Origin of the sequence: Brevibacillus sp. NL20B1, assembly GCF_018195675.1 — a bacterium.
In the GTDB taxonomy this organism is placed as follows: Bacteria; Bacillota; Bacilli; order Brevibacillales; family Brevibacillaceae; genus Brevibacillus; species Brevibacillus aydinogluensis.
In genome coordinates this window covers 281,586-302,909 of record NZ_JAGTPT010000001.1, presented here as the reverse complement: position 1 = coordinate 302,909, position 21,324 = coordinate 281,586, and the positions used below count along the sequence as shown (strand labels likewise).

Genomic DNA, 21,324 nt, shown 5'->3' with positions numbered 1-21,324 from the left:
GGTCATCTCCCTTTACGAAGCGGATTCGATAAATGTTTTGGTATCTTCCAGCTTGACCGAGACGATTTTGGACACGCCGCCTTCCTGCATCGTCACCCCGTACAGCACATCGGCGCTCTCCATCGTCCCCTTGCGGTGGGTGACGCAGATGAACTGCGTCTGGCTGCTGAACTGGTGCATGTACTCGGCAAACCGGTTGACGTTGGCTTCGTCCAGCGCCGCCTCCACCTCGTCCAGCACGCAAAACGGCACCGGCTTGACCCGAAGAATGGCAAACAGGAGAGCCATCGCGGTCAGCGCCCGTTCACCGCCGGACAGAAGCGCCAGGTTTTGCAGCTTTTTGCCGGGCGGCTGTGCGACAATGTCAATCCCTGTCTCCAGCAGATTGTCCGGATTGGACAGCATCAGGTCGGCGCGGCCTCCGCCGAACAGCTGTACAAACACATCACGGAACTGTTCCCGGATGGCGTCAAACGTCTCTTTGAAACGGCGGGACATCTCGGTGTCCATCTCTTCGATCACTTGATAGAGCATCGTCTTGGCCTCGTTCAGATCGGCCTCCTGCGCGCTCAGGAACTGATGGCGCTCACTGAGCCGCTCGTACTCTTCGATGGCGCCCAGGTTGACCGTCCCCAGCGCGGCAATCTCTTTTTTCAGGCGGTTGACAATCTGCTGCTCCTCCGCCATGTCGCCGCGGGGCGGGTACTTTTGTCTGGCCAGGTCGTAGCTGATTTCGTATTCTTCGGAGAGTTTGTTCAGGAGATGATCCAGTTCCACTTCGAAGCGGTTGGCCTTCACCTCTTCCTGATGCAGTCCTTCCTCGAGCGCCTTCACCTGCTTGCGGATTTCCCTGACCTCTTGCTCCACCTGCTCCTGCTGATGGTAGAGGGTGGCTCTCTCGCTGCGCCGCTCCTGGATCAGCCCTGCGACGCGCTCCTTGTCCTGCCGCAGTTCGGCGATCTTTTGCTCCAGTTCGCCGCTGGAGGACTCGTTGGTCCGCTCCAGCTCGTCCAGCGAAGCCAGCGTTTGGTTCAATTCCTCCCACTCCCGCAGAAGCGACGCGCGCTGTTCCGCGAGCCGCTCCAAGTGCTCCACGCGGGACTGGTGTTCCTGCTTCACCTGAGCGTTCAGCACCTTCAGGCTGGTGATCTTCTGGTTCATCTCTTCCTTGGATTCGAGCTGTTCCTGCCGCTTTGCTTCGGCTGCGGTAATCTGTTCGGACAGCTGCTTTTCTTCTTTTTCCATGACGGCCAAGGCCGCCTCCAGTTCTGCCAGTTTCCGTCCCGCTTCCTCCATCTCGCGGCGGTAGCTGGCCACGTCCTGGTCGACGAGCATGGCCCGTTCCGCCAGCGAGCGGCCTTCCGCTTCCGTTTGCTGCAACAGCCCCTTTACTTCCTGTTCCTTCAGCCGCAGCGATTCACCCTGTGTGCGAAGCCGCTCCTGCTTCTGCTCGATCCGCTTGAGTTCTTCGGCCAGTTGTTCCATACGCGTAGTATGCCCGGCAATGGCCTCTTCGATCTCGGCCATCTGCGCCTCCAGCTCTTCCGCCTGACGGCTGCGGCCCAGCAGATTGGTCGTATTCTTTTTCAGCGCGCCCCCGGTCATGGAACCGCCGGCGTTGACGATGTCCCCTTCCAGCGTGACGACGCGGCAGCGGTAGTTCAGCGCCCGCGCCACGCGGTTGGCCTGCTCCAATGTTTCTGTAACAATCACATTGCCCAACAGGGATTCGACAATGGGACGGTACGTCTCCTGAAACGAGACCAGTTCGCTGGCGATGCCGACCACGCCGTCCTGTCTGCTCAACAGCCGTTTTTCGTCCGCCTGCAGGCTGCGCGGCCGAATCACGTCAAGCGGCAGGAAGGTAGCCCGTCCTGCATTGTGCTGTTTCAGGTAGGCGATGGCTGCCCGGCCAGCCGCTTCGTCCTCGACGACCACGTTCTGCAGGGCGCCGCCCAATGCCACCTCCACGGCAGTCTCGTACTTTTCCGGCACCGTGACCAGTTCGGCGACGGCTCCGTGAATCCCTGCGAAGCCGCGCTCGCGAGCCTTGAGGATTTCCTTGACCCCTTGCTGGAAACCGGCAAATTCCGCCTGCATCTCCCGCAGCAGGTCGCGCCGCGATTTGGCCGCTTCCCGCTTCTGCTCCCACTGACGCAGTTCCCGGCGGGACGCCTCCAGACGGGCTTGTCCCTCGCGGATCTGCTCGATCGTTTCCTTGTAACGCGTCAGTGTCTCCTGAATCGACAGGTCAATCTCCTGAAGCTGTACGTTCAGCTCGGCCAGCTTGGTCTGGCGGGCCGCCTCTTCCTGATTGAGCCGCTCTTTTTCCAGCTCCAGCCGCTCCGCCCGGGCCTGGCTGGTCTGGCTCAACTGCTGCTGGTGGCGGATTTCGTTGCGCAGATTGGCCATCTCATTCAGTTTTTCAAAGTAGTCTCCTTTCAATCGCTCAACGTCGTCGCTGAGCGACTGGAGCATGGCGGCAAACTGGTCTTCCGCCTCCTTCAGCGACGCCTGGGCATCATCCATGCGCCGCTTGGTTTCCTCGACCAGCTGCTCTCCTTCTGCCAGCTCGGCCTCGACGGCATGCCGCTTTTCCGTGATGCGGTGCATCTGTTCCATCGTCTGCTGCCGGTTGGCGGCCAGGTTGCGCAGCCGTTCCTTGAGCACTTCCCGCTGACCTTCCACTTTCTCCGTCTCTTCGCTCACGGACAGCAGCACTTGCTGCAATTCCTCGATGGATTGGTCGATTTGGCTGACGTGAAAGCGGGCCTGCTCCAGGTCGGCTTCCCGCTTCGAGGCCTGGGTCGTCTGTAAGGCCAACTGCTCTTGAAGCTCCTGCACGCGGCGGCTTGCTTCCTCCCATTTGGCGTGCGCCGCCTCGATCTGCTGGACGTAGAGCGCCACCTCGTGTTCCATCAGCGTCTGGCGCAGTTCGTTGTATTTTCGCGCAGTGTCAGCCTGTTCCTTCAGCGGACCGATCTGTTCGTTGATTTCGCTGACGATGTCGTGAATCCGCACGAGGTTTTGTTCCGTCTCGTCCAGCTTCTTCTCCGCTTCCCGCTTGCGGGTCTTGTACTTGACGATGCCGGCCGCTTCCTCAAAAATGCCGCGGCGATCCTCTGCCTTGGTGCTTAAGATCTCCTCGATTTTTCCCTGTCCGATGATGGAGTAGGCCTCTTTGCCGAGACCCGTGTCCATAAACAGCTCCATGATGTCCTTGAGCCGGCAGGCCCGGTTGTTTATGTAGTATTCACTCTCACCGGAACGGTAGACCCGGCGGGTGACAGAGACTTCCGTATATTCGACGTCGAGAGAACGGTCGGTATTGTCCAGCGTCAACGTCACTTCTGCGAAGTTGAGCGGCTTGCGCGTATCGCTTCCGGCAAAGATGATGTCTTCCATCTTTGCCCCGCGCAGCGATTTGGCGCTCTGTTCGCCAAGCACCCAGCGGATCGAGTCGGAGACGTTGCTCTTGCCGCTTCCGTTCGGCCCGACGACAGCCGTCACTCCGGGCACGAATTCCAACTCGGTCCGGTCGGCAAACGATTTGAACCCAACCAGTTCCAGGCGTTTCAAATACATACTGATGGTCCTCCTTAAAAACCCGTCCGGCGCATGCGATCACACACCCGCTGCGTCCGGCGCTGCCGCCTGCCGAGCGGGCCCGTGTCGCCGCCGGGCGGGGGCCCTGAAAGAAAGCCCCTGCTGGGAAACAGGAGCAAGTCATCTGCATAAAACCCAATGTGAGATTAGTGTACCATAGAATAACAGCCGAACGAAGACCTTTCCCCACCAGGCACATAGACAAACCCGATGCTGCCGGTTTTTTGGCGGACGGAAAAAAACAGTCTTCGCCTAGCGCATGGTTCTCGTCGTCCGTTTTCCCTGGCACCGCTTGTCCCGCCTGCGGAACAGAAGCATGTCAATGGCCAAAAGACGATCGCGAAGCAGGCAGCGTTTTTAAGGCTTGCCTGCAACTGTAATAGTTTATCACAGAACGGCCGTTTGTCGAGAACAAAGAAGCTCCTCTCCAGCATCCCGCCGAAGAAGAGCCTGTTTCGTTCACCTGTATGCCTTTGTGGTCAAAACCGCTGCGCAAACAGCCGGCGTTCCCAGTCGCTTACGTGCCGGGTGTATTTCTCCCATTCCGTACGCTTTATCTTGATATACTCTTCCCAGATCTCGCGGCCGATCGCCTGGGCCAATATGGTGTCCTGGCTCAGGCTGTCCACCGCCTCTTCCAGCGTCCGCGGCAGGCGGGCAATCCCCCGTTCCTGCATCTGCGCCTCAGTGAGCCAGCTGACGTCATCGCTCGCCGGCTCGCCGGGATGAATGCGGTTGTGAATGCCGTCGAGACCGGCGGCCACGAGACAGGCTGACAGCAGGTATGGATTGCAGGTGCCGTCTCCCCCGCGGAATTCAAACCGGCGAGTACGCCGCTTCTCCGGGATGCGCACCAGGACGGAGCGATTGCCTGCGCCGTAGCAGATGTGGGCCGGCGCCCACGTGCCCGGCCGCATCCGCTTGTACGAATTGATGCTCGGCGCTCCGATGGCGATCAGGGAGCGGCCGTGTTTGAGCAGGCCGCCGATAAAATGGTACGCCTTTTCCGACAAATCCAGTCCACGCGGGTCAGTGTTGTCGGCGAACAGGTTCTCTCCCGCGTCGTTGTACAGGCTGATGTGCACGTGCAGGCCACTGCCGGCCAGGTGCTCGAACGGCTTGGGCATCAGTGTGCCGATCAGTCCCTTGTCGCGCGCGATCTGCTTGAACACCTGCTTGAACGTCACCTGGTCATCCGTCGCCTGTAAAGCATGCGTGTAGCGCAGGTTGACTTCCAGTTGACCCGGTCCGTATTCGCTGGAAATCTGTTCAGTCCTCACGCCCATCGCCTCCAGCGCGTGGACGAACGATTGCACGAAATCCTCCTGGATATCGACGCCGTCAGGAGAAAAACAGTGGCTGTCGTCGGCGGGGACGAGCCGGCCGTTTTCCTCTCGTAACAGGTAGGCCTCCTGCTCGTAAGCCATGTACATCCTGCCGCCCATGACCGACTCCACTTCCTTCAGCAGCCGCTTCAGCGCATGGCGGGGACAGCCCGGCCAGGGGTCGCCGTTTTCGTCCACCAGGTCGCAAAGCATGCGGGCGGTTTTTCTGCGGTAGGGCAGGATGACAAAGGTAGCTGGATCCGGAACGGCGAAGAAATCACCGTCCCCGGCCCCGTACATCGGGTTGGGAATGTACTCGTCGAAGCTGTCGAAACTCATGATGGCCGTGCTGAAGTTGATGCCTCTCTCCATCGCATCCCGCAAATTGTCCGGGCGAATCGTTCTGCCTCGGATCAACCCGGCGTAGTCCAGAAACTCCACGCGAATGAATTCAATCTCCTGTTCCTTTACAATCTTCATGACATCGTCTGCTGTGTACATCATGCGTCTCTCCTTTCCTGTAAGGTGCTGCATGCGAAACGGCTTACAATTCCAGCGTCGTTGACTTGTCCTTGAACACGCGGCTGCGGATGAAGAGGTACACTGCCCCCAGCGCCAGCCAGGCGATTCCCGCCTTGATCGCCAGCGGATCCATGGAGGTCAGCACGTAGGCGATTACGCTCATACCGATCAGTGGACAGAGCAAATGAGCGACAACCTGCCGGGATTTTTGGCGAATGGTGAAATGGATAATGACGGACAGATGGAGCACCACAAAACTGGTGAGCGCCCCGAAGTTGACCAGATTGGTGAGCAGCGGCATGTGGTCTTGAAAGCCGAGACTGACGATCAGCGACACCACCGCGACAAGCACGGTGCTCACGTAGGGCGTTTGGTACCGGGGATGGACCTTGGCCAAAACAGCGGGAAGTTTGCGGTCGCGCCCCATCGAAAACAGAATGCGGGATATGGCCGCCTGCGCCACCAGCGCCGCAGAGATGCCCCACGACAAAACAGTGGCGAGGATGGACACCGTCTTCAGCCACACTCCTCCGGCGGCACCGGCGATTTCGTAGAAAGCCGTATCGAGACTGTCAAACTGCATGCCTCGCCCCAGATCGCTCGCCACCCAGGTCTGCGCGATAAACAGAAAACCGACGGTGAAGAGTGCTGTCACGCTTGCCCGCCCGACCGCCTTGCTGCCCCCTTTGACCTCTTCGGAGAGCGTGGATATCGCGTCAAACCCGAGAAAGGAGAGAACTGCGATGGAGACTGCACTCATCACCAGATTCAGGTCAAAATGTTCCGCGTCATAGATCGGCTTGACGGTAAAACCGCCGCTCCCCAGCAGCGCAGTGACGCCGGCGATTAAAAACAACACCAGCACGGCGAACAGGATGATCAGCATGATCTTGTTGGCTCTCGCCGTGAACTCCACGCCGCGCACGTTGATGACCGTGTTGACGGCGAGAAACAGCACGATCCAGACCCAGGCGGGAATCGTCGGAACCAGGGAAGTCAGCGCGTTGGCGCTCACCACGTAACAGAGGGAAGGGATGAGGATGTAGTCCAGCAGGATTGCCCAGCCGGAAAAGAAGCCCACGGTTTCGTGGATGCCGCGCTGCGCGTACGCGTAGACCGAACCAGCGACGGGAAACGCCTCAGACATGCGCGCATAGCTCAACGCCGTAAAAATCATCCCGGCCATGCCGATCAGGTATGCCAGCGCCACCATCCCTTTCGAGGCATCGGCAACGTAGCCGTACACGCCGAATGGCGCAATCGGCACCATGAAGATCAAGCCGTACACGAGCAGATCCCAAAAGCTGAGCGCTCTTTTCAACTCCTGCTTGTAACCGAATTGCTCAATCATGCTAGCCCACCTCACCAGGCAATCTCGTACACCTCGGTAAAATTGCGGTACAGCACCCCTTCGGCAATGTGCAGGGCCACGTCGGCATCCATGTAGTCACGCGCAATCCACCCTTCCAGCACGCGCGTGAAGCACTCCTTGAACAAGTGCACGCCCAGCCAATTCATCTCCGGCAGGGTAAACGCGTCCGAACCGTACATCACCTTGGAAAACGGCGCAAATTCAAAGACGTGCGAGAGAATCCGCTCCACCCCGTGGCCGATAAACGGATTCTGCAGGGAAATGTCCAGATAGACACGGGGCAGTACACTGGCGATAAAGGCGGCCTCCTCCACCCACGGATAACCGCCGTGGACAAGGTGCACCTTTGTGTCGATGTACTTCTTGTCGCGCAGAAGATTCATAAGCCTGGCGGGGTTCGCCTTGGTCAGCACGACCTCGCCGTCGCCCACGCCGGTATGGATATGCATCGCCTTGTCGGCTGCCGTACATTCTTCCAGGGCGACGTGCAGACAGTAATCGCGCAACGCCTTTACGGTCGCCCGCGGATCAGAGCAGAATGCCGCGTACTCCTCCGCTGCCGCCCGCTCGTCCATCGGGCCGATCTCCAGACCGCTGCGGTAGGCGATGATCGTTTTCAAACCGAGAATGCGCTCCCCTTTCAACGCCTCGCGCAGATCGGCCCGATACCGCTCGGCAAACGAACCAAACTCCCTGCACTCCTCCCGCAGCCTGACCATGACCGGCTCGATGCGGTACACTTCCCAATACGGCACGCCCGTCATGTCGGCGTATGCCTCCTCGGACAGGCGCGGCTGCGGATAGCCGAAATCCAGCAGCAGTCCGGCGATGTTGGCGTCACGGAACAAGGCCCGGGTATACTCCCGCGGATCGCTCGCCAGCCGATTGCGACAGGCCACCACCTCTTCCAGCACCGGATCACAGCCGTAATACGCTGCCAAGCGCTGAATGGTGATCTGCGTGTACATGTTGGTTCCGGGAACGGGCTGCTTGGGGTGGCCGCGTTCCACGGTTTGGAACATGCCGGGAACAACGGATAAGGACAGCTTGCGAACAAATTCTGCAGGCGACAGCGGGGATGCCTGCTGCAGATACGGGTGGCAGTGGACGTCCACCGCCTTGATGGGACGCAGATCCAGTGTCATCATGATCCTCCTTTCAGGGGCTGTCACACGTTACGGGAAGCAATCTGCATGCCAGCTGCTCCTTCGGCATTTAGGCGTTTTTGCAAGGGAGTAAAGCGACAAAAAAAGAGCGCCGAAAAAAATTTTGCGCAAAATATTTTTGAATCTATTGAATATTTGGATAAACGATCCTATAGTGAAGCTATAGTGAAGTCAGGAATGCTGCTGTTTTGAAACGGCGTTTCCGGCAAAACGACAAACATTTTGCGCCAGAGGGGGGCTTTTTTCACCATGACTGTGATTGCGCTCAACGACGTGTGGAACGCCTGCTTTGAGTGCATGGTGATCGTCGATGAGGAAGGCAGCGTGCTGGACCTCAACCGTTCGGCCATGCGCTTGTTTTCGCTCGGCCCCGGGGATTTCGCCGGTGTCTCCCTCTGCGAATTGCTGGGTGACAGGTCATTTGGCCGGTATCTCAAGGCGGACAAGGAAACGACCGGCATCTCCGTCTGCATCGGCACCCAGGAGTTGATTGCCAACGTGGTCCCGCTCTATCGCGACCTGGAGCAGACGCGATATGTGATCATCCTTAAGAACATGACTCAGCAGCAGCAGTTGAAATACCAGCTGCAAGCCATGAACGAAGTCAAGCTCCTGTACGACGCCGTGCTGGACGAACTGGAGGAAGGGGTCTGTGTGGTCAACACGGAGGGGCGGGTCCTCTTTTACAACCGGAAGATGGGGGAGATCGACCTTCGCGAGCCGGCGTCAGTCAGGGGCAGGCGCATGTTTGACGTGTGGCCCGCGCTCGACGAGCAGTCCAACCCGCTATTGGTGGCGATGAAACTGTCCAAAACGCTGCACCATCGGGAGACGCACTTTACCCCGAACGGCCGGGCAGTGACCACGCTCTCCCGCACCACTCCCCTGTTTGTGGGCGAGCAGAAACGGGGCGCGATTCAGGTCTTGCGGGACATCACGGAGCAAAAGCAGCTGGCCGAATCCATCCAACAGCTCCGCAAGGCGGACGAGACGAAGCCCGCCTCCCCCCGGCCGCTCCCCAGGCAGAACCAGACGCGTTTCCGTTTCACGGACATCGTCTACGTCAGCCGCGAGATGGGACACATTGTAGAACAGGCGAGACGGGCGGCACGCTCTTCTTCCTCCGTGCTGATCATCGGCGAGACGGGCACGGGAAAGGAGTTATTTGCACAGAGCATTCACAACGAAAGTCCGCGGCGATCGGCACCGTTTATCGCGCAAAACTGCGCGGCCCTGCCGGAAGGTTTGCTGGAAGGTCTGCTCTTTGGGACCGCTCCGGGCAGTTTTACGGGGGCGGTGGACAGGCCGGGCCTGTTTGAGCAGGCCAACGGCGGCACGCTGCTGCTGGACGAACTGAATGCGATGAGCCCCAATCTGCAGGCAAAGCTTTTGCGCGTCTTGCAGGAGAAAAAATGTCAAAGGCTGGGATCGGCCAAGGTCGTGGACGTGGATGTGCGGATTATCGCCACGATCAATGAAGATCCGCTGGAGGCCATCCGGCATGGGCGGCTTCGTGAAGATTTGTTTTACCGTCTGAGCGTGGTCAACCTGTACATCCCGCCGCTGCGCAAGCGAAGGGAGGACATTCCGGCCCTGATCGACGCGTTTCTGGCCAAGCATGGCAGAGCGCTTGACGTGAAGGTGACCGGCATCGATCCGGACGTTTACAGCCACCTGTTGGCGTTCGCCTGGCCGGGCAATGTCCGCCAGTTGGAGCACGTGATCGAGGGCTGCCTCAATCTCATGTACGACGACGGCCCGATCCGGTTCGAACACCTGCCGTACGCGTTTCGCGAGATGATCATCCGGCAGCTCCCTGACGCTTTTCCGGATGCGCCGCAGGCAGTTACCGCGCCGATTCGCCTCTCCGGCAGTCTGGAGCAACAAGTCGCTCGGCTGGAGCAGGAGCTGATCCGCCAGGCCCTGCGCGAAACCAACGGAAACATCACCAAGGCGGGGGAGCGGCTGGGAATTTCCCGCCAACATCTCAACTACAAGCTAAAAAAGTACGGCATGACCAAAAAGCAAGCCTAACAAAAAAACCCGTTTTCCCTCATGGGGAGAACGGGTTTTCTCACGAATCAGCGGGCGATCTACTTCGCTCCCAGTTTGATCAACGCCCGGGCAGCCGCCTGCTGTTCCGCCTCTTTTTTGGATCGCCCGCTGCCCATGCCGAGCGGACGGTTGTTCAGGAGCACTTCGGACACAAACTCCCGGTTGTGCGCCGGCCCCTTTTCCTCCACGATGCGGTACTGAATTTCCCCCAGGTTATCCTGCTGGACGAACTCCTGAAGCTGACTCTTGAAGTCGGTGACCTGGGCAAACTCGCCCTTGTCCACTCGCGGATAGACGTACTTTTCCATGAAGTGAAAGACTGCGTCCAGTCCCTGATCAAGGTAAAGCGCGCCAATAAACGCCTCAAACACGTCCGCCAGCAGTGCGGGCCGCTGCCGGCCGCCTGTCAGTTCTTCCCCTTTTCCCAGCAGAACGAGATCGCCAAAGTTTAGCAGTTCGGCAAATTTGACCAATGACGGCTCGCAGACAATCGCTGCCCGCAGTTTCGTCATTTCTCCTTCGCTCATTTTGGGGAAGGTCTTGTAGAGAAATTGCGAAACGGTCAGTTCCAGGACGGCATCGCCGAGAAACTCCAGCCGCTCGTTGTCCTGGATGCGCTTGCCGCGCTGCTCATTGACATAGGAAGAATGGGTGAAGGCTTGCCGCAATACGTTCTCGTCGCGAAATCGAATACCGATGGTTTCTTGCAGCTCCGAGAAGTTCATGACGCTCACCACCATTCTTGAAGACTTCCTGCGCTTCTTTCCGGCAGGAACCATTTATGCCTCAAACCGCTTCAAGACGATCGTGGCATTGTGACCGCCAAACCCAAACGAGTTGGACATGGCTACCTTCACGTCCGCCTTGCGCGCTTGATTGGGTACGTAGTCGAGGTCGCACTCAGGATCGGGGTTTTCCAGGTTGATCGTCGGCGGGAGAATCTGATCGCGCAGCGCCAACGCCGACGCAATCGCTTCCACACCTCCGGTCGCCCCGAGCATGTGACCGGTCATCGACTTGGTCGAGCTGACCGCCAGCTTGTAGGCATGGTCGCCAAACACGCTCTTGATCGCCTGCGTTTCGGAAATGTCACCTTGATCCGTAGAGGTGCCGTGTGCATTAATATAATCCACATCCGTCGGTTCAATACCGGCGTCACGCAGCGCGTTTCTCATGCAGCGGGCCTGCCCCTCCGGTGACGGGGCGGTGATGTGGTAGGCGTCCGCACTCATGCCGTAGCCGATCACTTCCGCCAAAATGGTTGCTCCCCGCTTTTTCGCGTGCTCCAGCTCTTCGAGAATGAGCACGCCCGCTCCTTCGCCCATGACGAACCCGTCGCGGTCGATGTCAAACGGACGGCTCGCCTTTTCCGGCTCGTCGTTGCGGGTGGACATCGCTTTGGCGGAACAGAAACCGGCAAACGCCATCGGCCGGATCGTCGCTTCCGCACCGCCGGTGATCATCGCGTCGGCGTGACCGTGCTGGATCAGCCGGAAGGCATCTCCGATTGCGTTCGTCCCCGTCGCGCACGCGGTAATTGCGCTGGACGTCGGCCCTTTTGCTCCGTACTGGATGGAGACGGCTCCGGATGCCATGTTGGCGATCATCATCGGGATAAAAAACGGGCTGACACGGCGCGGTCCCTTTTCCAACAGCACCAGGTGCTGCTCTTCCCAGGTAGTCAGACCGCCGATACCTGATCCGATGTATACACCCACGCGTTCCGCATTCTCAGCCGTAATCTCCAACTTGGCGTCTTCCATCGCCATTTTGGTGGCAGCCAACGCAAACTGAACGAATCGGTCTGTACGTCGGATTTCCCTCTTGTCCAGGTACGCCTCGGGATTGAAATCCTTTACTTCCCCCGCAATCTGCGTAGGGTAGTCGGAGGCGTCAAATGCCGTGATGCGCCCGATTCCCGATTTTCCTTCCAGCAAGCTGTTCCAGAAGGTCTTCGCGTCATTACCCACGGGGGAGATGACGCCGACACCGGTAATCACCACTCGTCGTTTCATTACGATCACCTCTATGTGTAAGTCAGCTCTCCGCTTCCTTGTTCTTCGCCTGGTTACGGTTGGAAAGCTCTGCGGCAAAATCGAGCCGGGTGTGTGAAGGGAGAAGTCCCGCGTGACACGGGACTTCCACTGAACAGACTACTTGTGAGATTCTATGTAAGCTACAACCTCACCAACAGTAGTGATTTTTTCAGCGTCTTCGTCAGAGATTTCCATATCGAACTCGTCTTCCAGTTCCATTACGAGTTCCACTACATCCAGGGAGTCGGCACCCAGGTCATCTTTGAAAGAAGCTTCCAAAGTCACCTTGGATTCCTCTACACCCAGACGATCGACGATGATTTTCTTCACACGTTCCAACGTGTCTGCCATTTTGCTTCACCCCCTCTCCCCGTATTATAGTGGATGAGCCTGCAAAACACCAGTTGAGTCAGGCTCTTGCTGCTTGTACGCGTGCGCCTTACATGTACATGCCGCCGTCGACGTGCAGGGTTTGGCCGGTCATGTAGTTGGCCGCGTCCGAGGCGAGGAACAGAACCACCCCGGCGATGTCGTCCGCCTGGCCGAGTCGGCCCAACGGAATCTGGCCCAGCATGGACGCCTTGACGTCCTCGGGCAGGTTCGCAGTCATGTCCGTGTCGATAAAACCGGGGGCGACCGCGTTTACGGTAATGCCGCGGGATGCCAGCTCACGCGCGGCCGTCTTCGTCAATCCGATTACGCCGGCCTTGGCTGCCACGTAGTTGGCTTGGCCGGGATTGCCCAGCACGCCGACGACAGAAGTGATATTGATGATCTTGCCGGAACGCTGTTTCATCATGGGACGGGTGGCCGCTTTCAGGCAGTTGAAGACGCCTTTCAGGTTGGTGGAGATCACCTCGTCCCACTCTTCCTCTTTCATCCGCATCAGCAGATTGTCGCGCGTGATGCCAGCGTTGTTGACGAGAATGTCAATCGTACCGAAGCGCTCCAGCGCCTCTTTGAACATCTCGTTTACTTCTTCGGCATTGGCCACGTTGGCACGAATCATGATCGCCTCGCGCCCCAGTTCCTTTACCTTGGCCACTGTTTCCGCAGCCGCCGCCTCACTGCCGGCGTAGTTGACCACGACGTTGGCTCCCGCTTCCGCCAGCCGCAGTGCAATCGCGCGGCCGATTCCGCGGGAAGCGCCGGTGACCAGCGCGGTTTTGCCTGCTAGCATAATACCCCTCCGTTCAACAGTTCATGTAACGATTCCATATCCTGAACGGAAACGATCGTCGTCCCCGTCGGCGCAATCTTTTTGATCAGGCCAGCCAGCACTTTGCCCGGGCCGATCTCCACAAAGGTGGTAACGCCCTGTTCCGCCATCCAGCGGACGGAATCCTCCCACAGTACCGGAGCGGCCACCTGCTTCACGAGGTTGTCGACAATTGCCGCCGCTGCCGTCTCCGGACGGGCCGATACGTTTGCCACCACCGGCACCCGAGCGTCTTTCACGTCAATGTTGGCCAGCACGCCCTTAAGCCGCTCCGCCGCTGGCTGCATCAGACTGGAGTGGAACGGGCCGCTGACGTTGAGCGGCAGAACGCGTTTGGCGCCGGCCGCTTTCGCCTGCTCACCGGCCAGCCGCACACCCTCCGCCGTACCGGAGATCACGATCTGTCCGGGGCCGTTCATATTGGCGGGCTGGACGGGGTGACCTGATGCAGTCACCGTTTCGCAGACGTCCTGCAGGGCCTGCCGGTCCATGCCGAGCACGGCTGCCATCGCTCCCTGACCGGCTGGCACAGCCTCCTCCATGAATTGACCGCGGGCGCGGACCACTTTCACTGCGTCGGCGAATGCCATCGACTCGGCGGCCACCAGCGCCGAATACTCGCCCAGGCTGTGTCCGGCCACGTAATCGGGCGCCACGTCCGGTCGTTGCTCGCGAAGCGCGGCCAGAACCGCGACGCTGGTCGTCAAGATTGCCGGCTGCGTGTTGACCGTCAGCCGCAGCTCTTCTTCCGGTCCTTCAAAGCAGAGCGACGACAGCGAAAAGCCGAGCGCTTCGTCTGCACGTTCAAACACTTCGCGGGCAGCTGCGGACTGTTCGGCAAGCGACCGACCCATTCCGACGAACTGGGACCCCTGTCCCGGGAAGACAAAAGCCACTTTGCTCATTGCACGATTTCCTCCTTTAAGCCGGTGTGGTGGACCACTTCAACAGGGCTGCACCCCATGTCAGTCCTCCGCCGAAGCCGACGAGGACGACGTTGTCGCCTTCTTTCAGGCGCCCCTCTGCCACCGCTTCGTCCAGCGCGACGGGAATGGACGCGGACGACATGTTGCCGTAGCGGTCCAGGTTGATCGCCACTTTGTCCTCCGACAAGCCGAAGCGCTGGATGGCTGCGTCGATAATCCGTTTGTTGGCCTGGTGGGGAACCAGCAGGTCGATCGCTTCTTTCGGTGTCCCCGACTTCTCCAGCACCGCTTCCGTCGCCGAATTCATGACGCGGACGGCGAATTTGAACACTTCACTGCCGGTCATCGAGATGTAGTGCAGGTTTTTTTCCACCGATTCGCTGGAGGCCGGAATCCGCGACCCGCCCGCAGGCATACACAGGAGCGGTCCGCCGGAACCGTCAGCGCCCAGCTCAAACGCCTGGAATCCGAAGCCCTCGCCCACCGGTCCGAGCAGGGCCGCACCGGCACCGTCGCCAAACAGAACGCAGGTGTTGCGGTCCTTGTAGTTTGTGATTTTGGACAGGGTTTCCACCCCGACGACGAGCACGTAGCGGTACAGTCCGTTGGCAATGAACTGGCTGCCCGTGGCGATCCCGTAAAGGAACCCGGTGCAGGCCGCCGAAACGTCCAGCGCGGCTGCGCGGGAAGCGCCCAGTTTCTCCTGCAGGATGCAGGCCGTCGACGGGAACATCATGTCGGGTGTAACGGTGGCTACGATGATCATGTCCAGCTCTTCCGGACTGATCCCAGCTTTCGCCAGCGCATTTTTGGCTGCTTCGTACGCCAGATCGGAGGACGCCTGATCCGGTGCGCTGATGCGGCGCTCGCGAATCCCGGTGCGAGTGACGATCCACTCATCAGACGTTTCCACCATTTTTTCCAGATCAAAATTGGTCAACACTCTCTCCGGCGTGTAGGAACCTGTCGCCAAAATCCCTACGGGGCGCAATTCCTTCATTGGTTTCACTCGCTTTCTCCCGATTGGTTTTTCTGTAGTGCGTCCTGGATAAAACCGTTCACATCCTCAGCCACAAAACGGACAGCACTGGCTATCGCGTTTTTGATCGCACGCTCGTCAGACGATCCGTGCGCCTTGATCACAGGCCGGCGCAGTCCCAGCAGCGGAGCGCCGCCGTATTCGGCGTAATCCATCCGCTGCTTGAAGCGGACCAGGCTCGGTTTCAACATGGCCGCACCTACTTTATTAATCAGGCTGGAAGTAAATTCCTGCTTGAGCAAGGAAAAGATGGTAGAAGCGGTGCCTTCCATCGCTTTCAACAGCACATTGCCGACAAAGCCGTCGCAAACCAACACATCGCATGCTCCCTGCATCACGTCGCGCGCCTCCACGTTGCCGACGAAGTGCAGGTCGGTCCGCGCAAGCAGCGGAAAGACGGCCTTGGTCAGTTCGTTTCCTTTGCCCTCTTCTGTTCCGACGTTCAAGAGACCGACCGTCGGACGTTCGAAGCCGAGCACTTTTTCCGCGTACAGGCTGCCCATCACGGCGTACTGGAAGAGATGATGGGGCTTGGCGTCCATGTTGGCTCCCACGTCAAGCGTCAGCGTTGCCCTCCCCTTGATATTGGGGATGAATGCCGCCAGCGCCGGCCGCTCGATTCCTTCCATACGTCCGGCGTACAACAGGCCGGCCGTCATCAACGCTCCCGTATTGCCCGCCGAAATGGCAGCGTCCACTTTTCCTTCCCGGGCCAGTTCGACGGCCACCACGAGCGACGCCCCTTTTTTGCGCCGGACAGCCCGTACTGGTTCGTCGTCAGGTTCAATGACTTCCGACGCCGGGTGGATTTCCAATCCTGCAGGAAGCTCTCCCGGAAGTTCGCGCCGGATCGCCTGCTCGTCGCCGACCAGCACGATCTCAAGTGACGAATTCTCCCTGACCGCCTGCAAAGCGCCCAGCACCGTGCTGCGCGGCGCGTTGTCGCCTCCCATCGCATCCAATGCAATTCGCAACCGTGACTCCTCCTTAATGCTCTCATCCATTTCGCTTTGCGACATCGGACATGCCGACGACGCGGAACGTAGCGGTAAAGACCAGTTCTCCCTGCACCTTGGTCTCCACCCGCACTTTGCATTCGTCCCCGTTTCGGCTGCGCACAACGGCCTTAGCCACCAGCTTTTCCCCCAGCCGTACCGGACGGATAAAGCGGATGCGGGCAGAAGCGGTCAGCGCCACGTCGGCGTCGATGACCGCCACCGCCAGCGAGTTGGCCTGGGCGAATATGTAGTGTCCACGGGCGATTTGCGTCCGTGCAAAAACGTGTTCTTCTTTGATTTCCAACACGGAGATGGCCTGAACGTCGAGCTGCAAGTCGACAATCTCCCCGATCACTTCGTCAATCCCCAGTGATTTGACCGGGTCCAGGCTTCTTTCCGCCACCGACTTGATTCGCTCCCGCAGTTCCGGGATGCCCAGCTCCAAACGGTCCAACCGTATTGTTTGTATGCTGACTTGAAACAACTCTGCCAGATCCTCGTCAGTGGCGAAGGGATTTTCCTGAAGCGTCTGCACCAAACGAGTCTGGCGGTCTTTTTTTGGCAAGCGGGCGATGGGTAACACCCCCTCGGCATCCGTATTCAATCGCATAACTTGCGAGTAGTTTTTAATACCAGGTCCTAATCAAGTATAAGGGAGAAGCGGCGGAATGACAAGCAAAGATCGCCGCAGTCGGCTAAATCGGGACAGATGTCCCCCGACCACCGATGTGCATGATGAGCGATTCGACGCTCGGCTCTCTCATGCGGATGGAAAGCAGCGCTTCCCTCCTGGACACTTCGTCATGAAAAAAGCAAGGTGATTTCTCACCCTGCCTTTTCTTACTTCGCTACTTTTACACCTTTATAGTGTCCGCAGCTCGGGCAAACGCGATGCGCAAGCTTGTATTCGCCACAGTTATCGCATTTGATCATGCCAGGAATCTCTAATTTGAAGTGCGTACGACGCATTCTTTTACGGGTTTTGGAAGTTCTCCGAAAAGGTACTGCCATCTTCCTTACACCTCCTTCAATTGGCACATGCTAAGAAGCTCTATTAGGTGGATGGTACAGGCGCGAACGCTTCCGCCATCCTTCAAAAATGAGACGCTCGATCGAGGGATCGGCAATCCCATCTTGAAAACACACGCAATTACTTGCTGTCCTTGAAGAAATCAGCCAGTCCGGCCAACCGCGGATCGATCCGCTCATGTTTGCACTCGCACGCCTGCTCGTTCCGGTTTACTCCGCACTCGGGACACAATCCTTTGCATTCCTCCTCGCAGAGGGGAAAAGCAGGGATGGCGAGCAGGAAATCTTCCTGCAGCAGCGGCTTCAACTCGATCTCGTCGCCTTCCAGCGGCAAAATGTCGCTGTCTTGGTCTTCATCCTCCGCTGATTCAGCGGGGGCGAAGGTTTCCGCAAAAGGCACGGCCGTGTGCCGGGTAAAAGGCTTCAGGCATCGCGCGCAGACATAGTCAACGTCTGACTTCATCTCGCCTTTCACGTAATAGAGATTGCCCAGTTTGGCTGCCTCGCCGCTCACTTCGACAGGGGTGAGCCCGCGAATCTCCTGATGGCGGCGCTTCAGTTCGTCAGCGTCCAACGTCAGCCGAAACGGCAGCGGCTCGCCTTTTAGATGGTCCAAATCGCTTACTTTGATGTTCACACCTTTTCACCTCAAGCACAACAAGGATGATTATAGCCTTTGCCCTTTGCTTTGTCAACCATTTTTCCTTGACAGCTCATTCGCTATACGAGCCCTTTGGTTTTTGCGCCTTGAGGAAAGCCAGCGCGTCGTCCACGGTTTTGACCGGGACCACCCGCATCCGGGATCCGATCCGCTTGGCCGTCTCCAGCGCCTCCTGGTAATTGGACACCGGCCCCTCGGCATCGTCCGGCGCCAGGAAGATGTCAGCGCCCGCCTCGTCCGCAGCCACGACCTTGTGGTTGATGCCGCCGATGCGGCCAACTGAACCGTCCGGCGAGATTGTACCCGTCCCGGCAACCTTGTATCCCCGCGTCAAGTCAATCTCCTGGTTTAACTGGTCGTAAATCTCCAGCGTCATCATCAGCCCCGCCGACGGACCGCCAATGCCTTGGCTAGAGATGCTGACCTGCTTGGGGACGATGATTTCCTGCTTGTTGTCGGGACGGATGCCAAGTCCGGGCGTTTTGGAATCCGGCAGCGGTGCCAGGGTCAACGTGCGCTTTTCCTCCCTGCCGTCACGGATCAGCGTCACTTCCACCTGATCGCCCTGCTTTTTGGTCGACAGGTATTGGAGCAGATCCTTGGCTTCGCGCGTCGGTCGGCCGTCCACCGCCACGATCACGTCACCGATCTGCAGCACGTTTTTTGCCGGCATGCCCTCGATCGTGCCCATCACCCACACGCCCTGGTTCTCGATCTTTACGTCGTATCCGGCCAGGCGGAACGCAACAGCTTCCGCGATTTTCTGGGAATTGTCCATCACGGCCAATTCCCGTCTCGTAAAATCTTCGTTGCTCTCGCCGCTGCCCACGACCAGTTCCTTTTTCATCAGTTCCGCATTGGGAGACAGCTGGGCGTAGAGATACCAGGCGAGATTGGCTTCCCCCATCCTGACCGTCGTCAACATGAACGCCCCTGATTCGTCCTTTTTCCCACCCTCGACGTCAATCATCGGGGCCAGTTCAATGGCGGAACCGGGCCGCGTCACATAGTACGGCGTCGGCACGAAAAACACCGTGCCCAACAGGACGACGGCCAACACAAACAGCCAGGGTATGGAATGGGACCCCCGGCCCGACCGGTTGCGTGTAATCAGCCTCTCCTCACTCATTGTTTTGCCTCCCAGTCGGCGATCAATTCCTTGATCCGTTCCACAGAGTCCAGTCCGGCGCGTTCGCCGAGGGCGATAATCTCCTCCACGCCGGTGTACGCGATACTGCTATAATGTCCAACATCGGGACGGATTACGAGATCGGCAGCCAAAATCTGATGCCGCAAAATCTCCCGCTCCATGACGTCGATCGTCTGGGCGATCACGTCAAAAATCGTCGTCACCTTCATCGGCGTGTCAAACTGGGCGACATCGACAGCGATGACGAGATCGGCACCCATGTCGCGAATGACCGTGATCGGCACCCGATCGATGACCCCGCCGTCCACCAGCAGGCGGTCTCCCACCCGTTCGGGCACAAAAATGCCCGGGATGGAAATGCTCGCCCGCACAGCCTGATCCACCGGCCCCTCCCGAAAGACGACACGTTCCCCGGTCTCGATGTCGGTCGCGACCACAGCCAACTCCTTGGACAGTTCCTCGATACGTTTGCCATGGGTCAGCAGGCGGATCAACTGCTTGATCTTTTCCCCCGCGACAAACCCCATGCCGGGAACGGTTAGATCCAGCCAATGTTTTCGCTTCAGATTCAACGCCAGTTTTTCCATCATGTGCGGCTCGATGCCGTTAGCGTACACGGCGGCGATCAAGCTGCCCATGCTGCTGCCGGCCAGCATGTCAACTTTAATGCCGTGTGCCTCCAGTGCCTTCAACACACCGATGTGGGCCAATCCGCGTGCTCCTCCCGAGCCGAGCGCCAGTCCCACTTTCGGTTTTCTCGTAGTTCCCATGCGCCTCTCCCCCTCTCACAAACGTATGCAGGGTACCGCCAATCCTTTCGGACAAAGCAGACGGGCGGAGCATAGTTTTTGATTCGTTCACGTAGACATGTACTATCTCGGCCGGTCGCCGGACCTGCCTCGCTGCCCATGAGCACTGCGGCACGGCCAGGCCGGATGCACGACCTGCCGGGTTTCCCTTTGCTCATTCGCTGGTACAGGAGGTAGCTATGTCACGCCGCTCTCCGATTCTTACACTGCTGCTCGCCTTGTCGGCCATTGCCCTCGTCGTCATTTTGGTGTCGCACCCGCAGATGTCGTTTGAGGCGGCGCTCCGCGGTTTGAAAATCTGGTGGGAGGTGGTGTTTCCCTCCACCCTGCCGTTTATCGTTCTTTCCGAAATTTTGATGGGCGTCGGGGTCGTCCACTTCGCCGGCGTGCTTTTGGAACCGTTGATGCGCCCGCTCTTCAACGTACCGGGGACGGGCGGCTTCGTCCTGACGATGGGCTTTGCCTCCGGCTATCCCGTCGCGGCCAAGCTGACGACCCGCTTGCGTGAACAGGGCAGCGTGACCCAGGCGGAAGGGGAACGGCTCGTGTCGTTTACCACGACAGGGGACCCGCTTTTCGTCATCGGCGCGGTCGCCATCGGCTTCTTTCACAGTGAGCAGGTCGGGGTCGTCCTCGCGTTCAGCCATTACGTCTCAGCCGTCCTGATCGGGCTCTTGTACCGCTTTTACTCCCCGTACGCTCCCATGAGCAGGGCGCTGGAAAAGAACCAGCTCCCTCTCCCGCTCCGGGCGCTGCAGGCGATGCATCGGGCGCGGCTGCGCGACCGCCGGCCGTTTGGGCGGCTGATGGGGGAAGCAGTCCAGTCTGCCCTGCACACGCTGCTGATGATCGGCGGCTTCATTATCGTCTTTTCCGTCCTGATTCAGCTGTTTTCCGCCATCAATCTGACCCGGTTTTTGAGCAGCCTGCTGGCGGTGCTGCTCGGTCCAATCGGTCTGCCGCCCGCCCTCTCCAACGGGATCATTGCCGGGCTGTTCGAGGTCACGCTTGGCGCACAGGCCGCAAGTGAAGTCCCCCCATCCGTCCCGCTGATCTGGCAGGCGGTCATCGCCAGCGCGGTCATCTCCTGGGGCGGCTTGAGCGTGCATGCCCAGGTGGCCAGCATCCTCAGCCAGACGGATCTCAGGGTGGCGCCGTACCTGCTCGCCCGCGCCATTCACGCGATCCTTTCGGCTGTGCTTACCTATTTGGCGTGGGAACCGCTCACCGCATCTTCCTGGTTCAAGGGAAGCAGCATCCCGGTCTTTCTGCCGTCTACGTCCGGGATTCCGGTCATGGACTGGTGGGATACGCTGCTGCACTCCGGACTGCTCGCGGCCGTGATTCTCGCTGCATTGGCCCTGCTCAGTCTGCTCGTGCGTCTTGCCAACAGGCACCAGATACACTGATC

The 21,324-nt window shown here is 59.0% G+C and carries 18 protein-coding genes; 2 read left to right on the top strand and 16 right to left on the bottom strand.

From position 1 onward, the window contains the following. Positions 1 to 12 precede the first annotated feature (12 nt). From smc to KDN35_RS01555, 4 genes are all read right to left on the bottom strand, one after another. Complete coding sequence (gene smc, locus KDN35_RS01570) at positions 13 to 3,585, bottom strand: chromosome segregation protein SMC (RefSeq protein ID WP_212131911.1); 3,573 nt, start codon at positions 3,583 to 3,585, stop codon at positions 13 to 15. A 500-nt stretch (positions 3,586 to 4,085) separates the two neighbouring features. Next, a complete protein-coding gene (locus KDN35_RS01565) occupies positions 4,086 to 5,435 on the bottom strand; it encodes a glutamine synthetase family protein (protein ID WP_230077096.1) in 1,350 nt (449 codons plus the stop codon). A 40-nt stretch (positions 5,436 to 5,475) separates the two neighbouring features. Continuing rightward, complete coding sequence (locus KDN35_RS01560; protein ID WP_212131910.1) at positions 5,476 to 6,804, bottom strand: APC family permease; 1,329 nt, start codon at positions 6,802 to 6,804, stop codon at positions 5,476 to 5,478. An 11-nt stretch (positions 6,805 to 6,815) separates the two neighbouring features. After that, the gene (locus KDN35_RS01555; protein ID WP_249178837.1) at positions 6,816 to 7,970 is read right to left on the bottom strand and encodes an amidohydrolase family protein; all 1,155 of its coding nucleotides are present in this window, start codon (positions 7,968 to 7,970) and stop codon (positions 6,816 to 6,818) included. Between the two features lie 270 nt (positions 7,971 to 8,240). Here KDN35_RS01555 and KDN35_RS01550 point away from each other — a divergent pair, with 270 nt between their 5' ends. Further along, positions 8,241 to 10,025 carry a sigma 54-interacting transcriptional regulator gene (locus KDN35_RS01550; RefSeq protein ID WP_212131909.1) on the top strand — a complete coding sequence of 595 codons (1,785 nt, stop codon included), beginning with the start codon at positions 8,241 to 8,243 and terminating at the stop codon, positions 10,023 to 10,025. Positions 10,026 to 10,084: 59 nt separating this feature from the next. Here the strand turns inward: KDN35_RS01550 and rnc are convergent, their stop codons facing one another. The 12 genes from rnc to KDN35_RS01490 all read right to left on the bottom strand — a co-directional run bounded on the left by rnc (position 10,085) and on the right by KDN35_RS01490 (position 19,874). Beyond that, complete coding sequence (rnc, locus tag KDN35_RS01545; RefSeq protein ID WP_171566945.1) at positions 10,085 to 10,786, bottom strand: ribonuclease III; 702 nt, start codon at positions 10,784 to 10,786, stop codon at positions 10,085 to 10,087. A 39-nt stretch (positions 10,787 to 10,825) separates the two neighbouring features. After that, a complete protein-coding gene (gene fabF, locus KDN35_RS01540) occupies positions 10,826 to 12,061 on the bottom strand; it encodes a beta-ketoacyl-ACP synthase II (protein WP_171566944.1) in 1,236 nt (411 codons plus the stop codon). A 138-nt stretch (positions 12,062 to 12,199) separates the two neighbouring features. Next, positions 12,200 to 12,433, bottom strand: a complete 234-nt coding sequence (locus KDN35_RS01535; protein WP_171566943.1) for an acyl carrier protein — start codon at positions 12,431 to 12,433, stop codon at positions 12,200 to 12,202. 88 nt (positions 12,434 to 12,521) lie between these two features. Continuing rightward, positions 12,522 to 13,262: a 3-oxoacyl-[acyl-carrier-protein] reductase gene (fabG, locus tag KDN35_RS01530; protein WP_171566942.1), complete on the bottom strand. Its 741-nt coding sequence runs from the start codon at positions 13,260 to 13,262 to the stop codon at positions 12,522 to 12,524. Continuing rightward, positions 13,256 to 14,206, bottom strand: coding sequence for an ACP S-malonyltransferase (fabD, locus tag KDN35_RS01525; RefSeq protein WP_171566941.1), 951 nt, complete (start codon positions 14,204 to 14,206; stop codon positions 13,256 to 13,258). The genes fabG and fabD overlap by 7 nt, the downstream gene beginning before the upstream one ends. Before the next feature lie 16 nt (positions 14,207 to 14,222). Further along, a complete protein-coding gene (locus tag KDN35_RS01520) occupies positions 14,223 to 15,227 on the bottom strand; it encodes a beta-ketoacyl-ACP synthase III (RefSeq protein ID WP_171567013.1) in 1,005 nt (334 codons plus the stop codon). A 5-nt stretch (positions 15,228 to 15,232) separates the two neighbouring features. Then, positions 15,233 to 16,240 (bottom strand): phosphate acyltransferase PlsX, encoded by a 1,008-nt coding sequence (gene plsX, locus KDN35_RS01515; protein WP_171566940.1) that lies wholly within the window; start codon positions 16,238 to 16,240, stop codon positions 15,233 to 15,235. A 22-nt stretch (positions 16,241 to 16,262) separates the two neighbouring features. Beyond that, positions 16,263 to 16,847: a transcription factor FapR gene (gene fapR / locus KDN35_RS01510; RefSeq protein WP_171566939.1), complete on the bottom strand. Its 585-nt coding sequence runs from the start codon at positions 16,845 to 16,847 to the stop codon at positions 16,263 to 16,265. Between the two features lie 257 nt (positions 16,848 to 17,104). Then, positions 17,105 to 17,275, bottom strand: a complete 171-nt coding sequence (gene rpmF, locus KDN35_RS01505; RefSeq protein WP_171566938.1) for a 50S ribosomal protein L32 — start codon at positions 17,273 to 17,275, stop codon at positions 17,105 to 17,107. A gap of 139 nt (positions 17,276 to 17,414) precedes the next feature. Continuing rightward, positions 17,415 to 17,930 (bottom strand): YceD family protein, encoded by a 516-nt coding sequence (locus KDN35_RS01500; protein WP_212131908.1) that lies wholly within the window; start codon positions 17,928 to 17,930, stop codon positions 17,415 to 17,417. Positions 17,931 to 18,006: 76 nt separating this feature from the next. After that, positions 18,007 to 19,083 carry a SepM family pheromone-processing serine protease gene (locus KDN35_RS01495; protein ID WP_171566936.1) on the bottom strand — a complete coding sequence of 359 codons (1,077 nt, stop codon included), beginning with the start codon at positions 19,081 to 19,083 and terminating at the stop codon, positions 18,007 to 18,009. Next, positions 19,080 to 19,874, bottom strand: a complete 795-nt coding sequence (locus KDN35_RS01490; protein WP_171566935.1) for a patatin-like phospholipase family protein — start codon at positions 19,872 to 19,874, stop codon at positions 19,080 to 19,082. Before KDN35_RS01490 ends, KDN35_RS01495 begins: the two co-directional genes overlap by 4 nt. 218 nt (positions 19,875 to 20,092) lie before the next feature. Here KDN35_RS01490 and ylbJ point away from each other — a divergent pair, with 218 nt between their 5' ends. Next, entirely contained in the window at positions 20,093 to 21,322 is a 1,230-nt protein-coding gene (gene ylbJ / locus KDN35_RS01485; protein WP_171566934.1) for a sporulation integral membrane protein YlbJ, read from the top strand. Positions 21,323 to 21,324 lie beyond the last annotated feature (2 nt).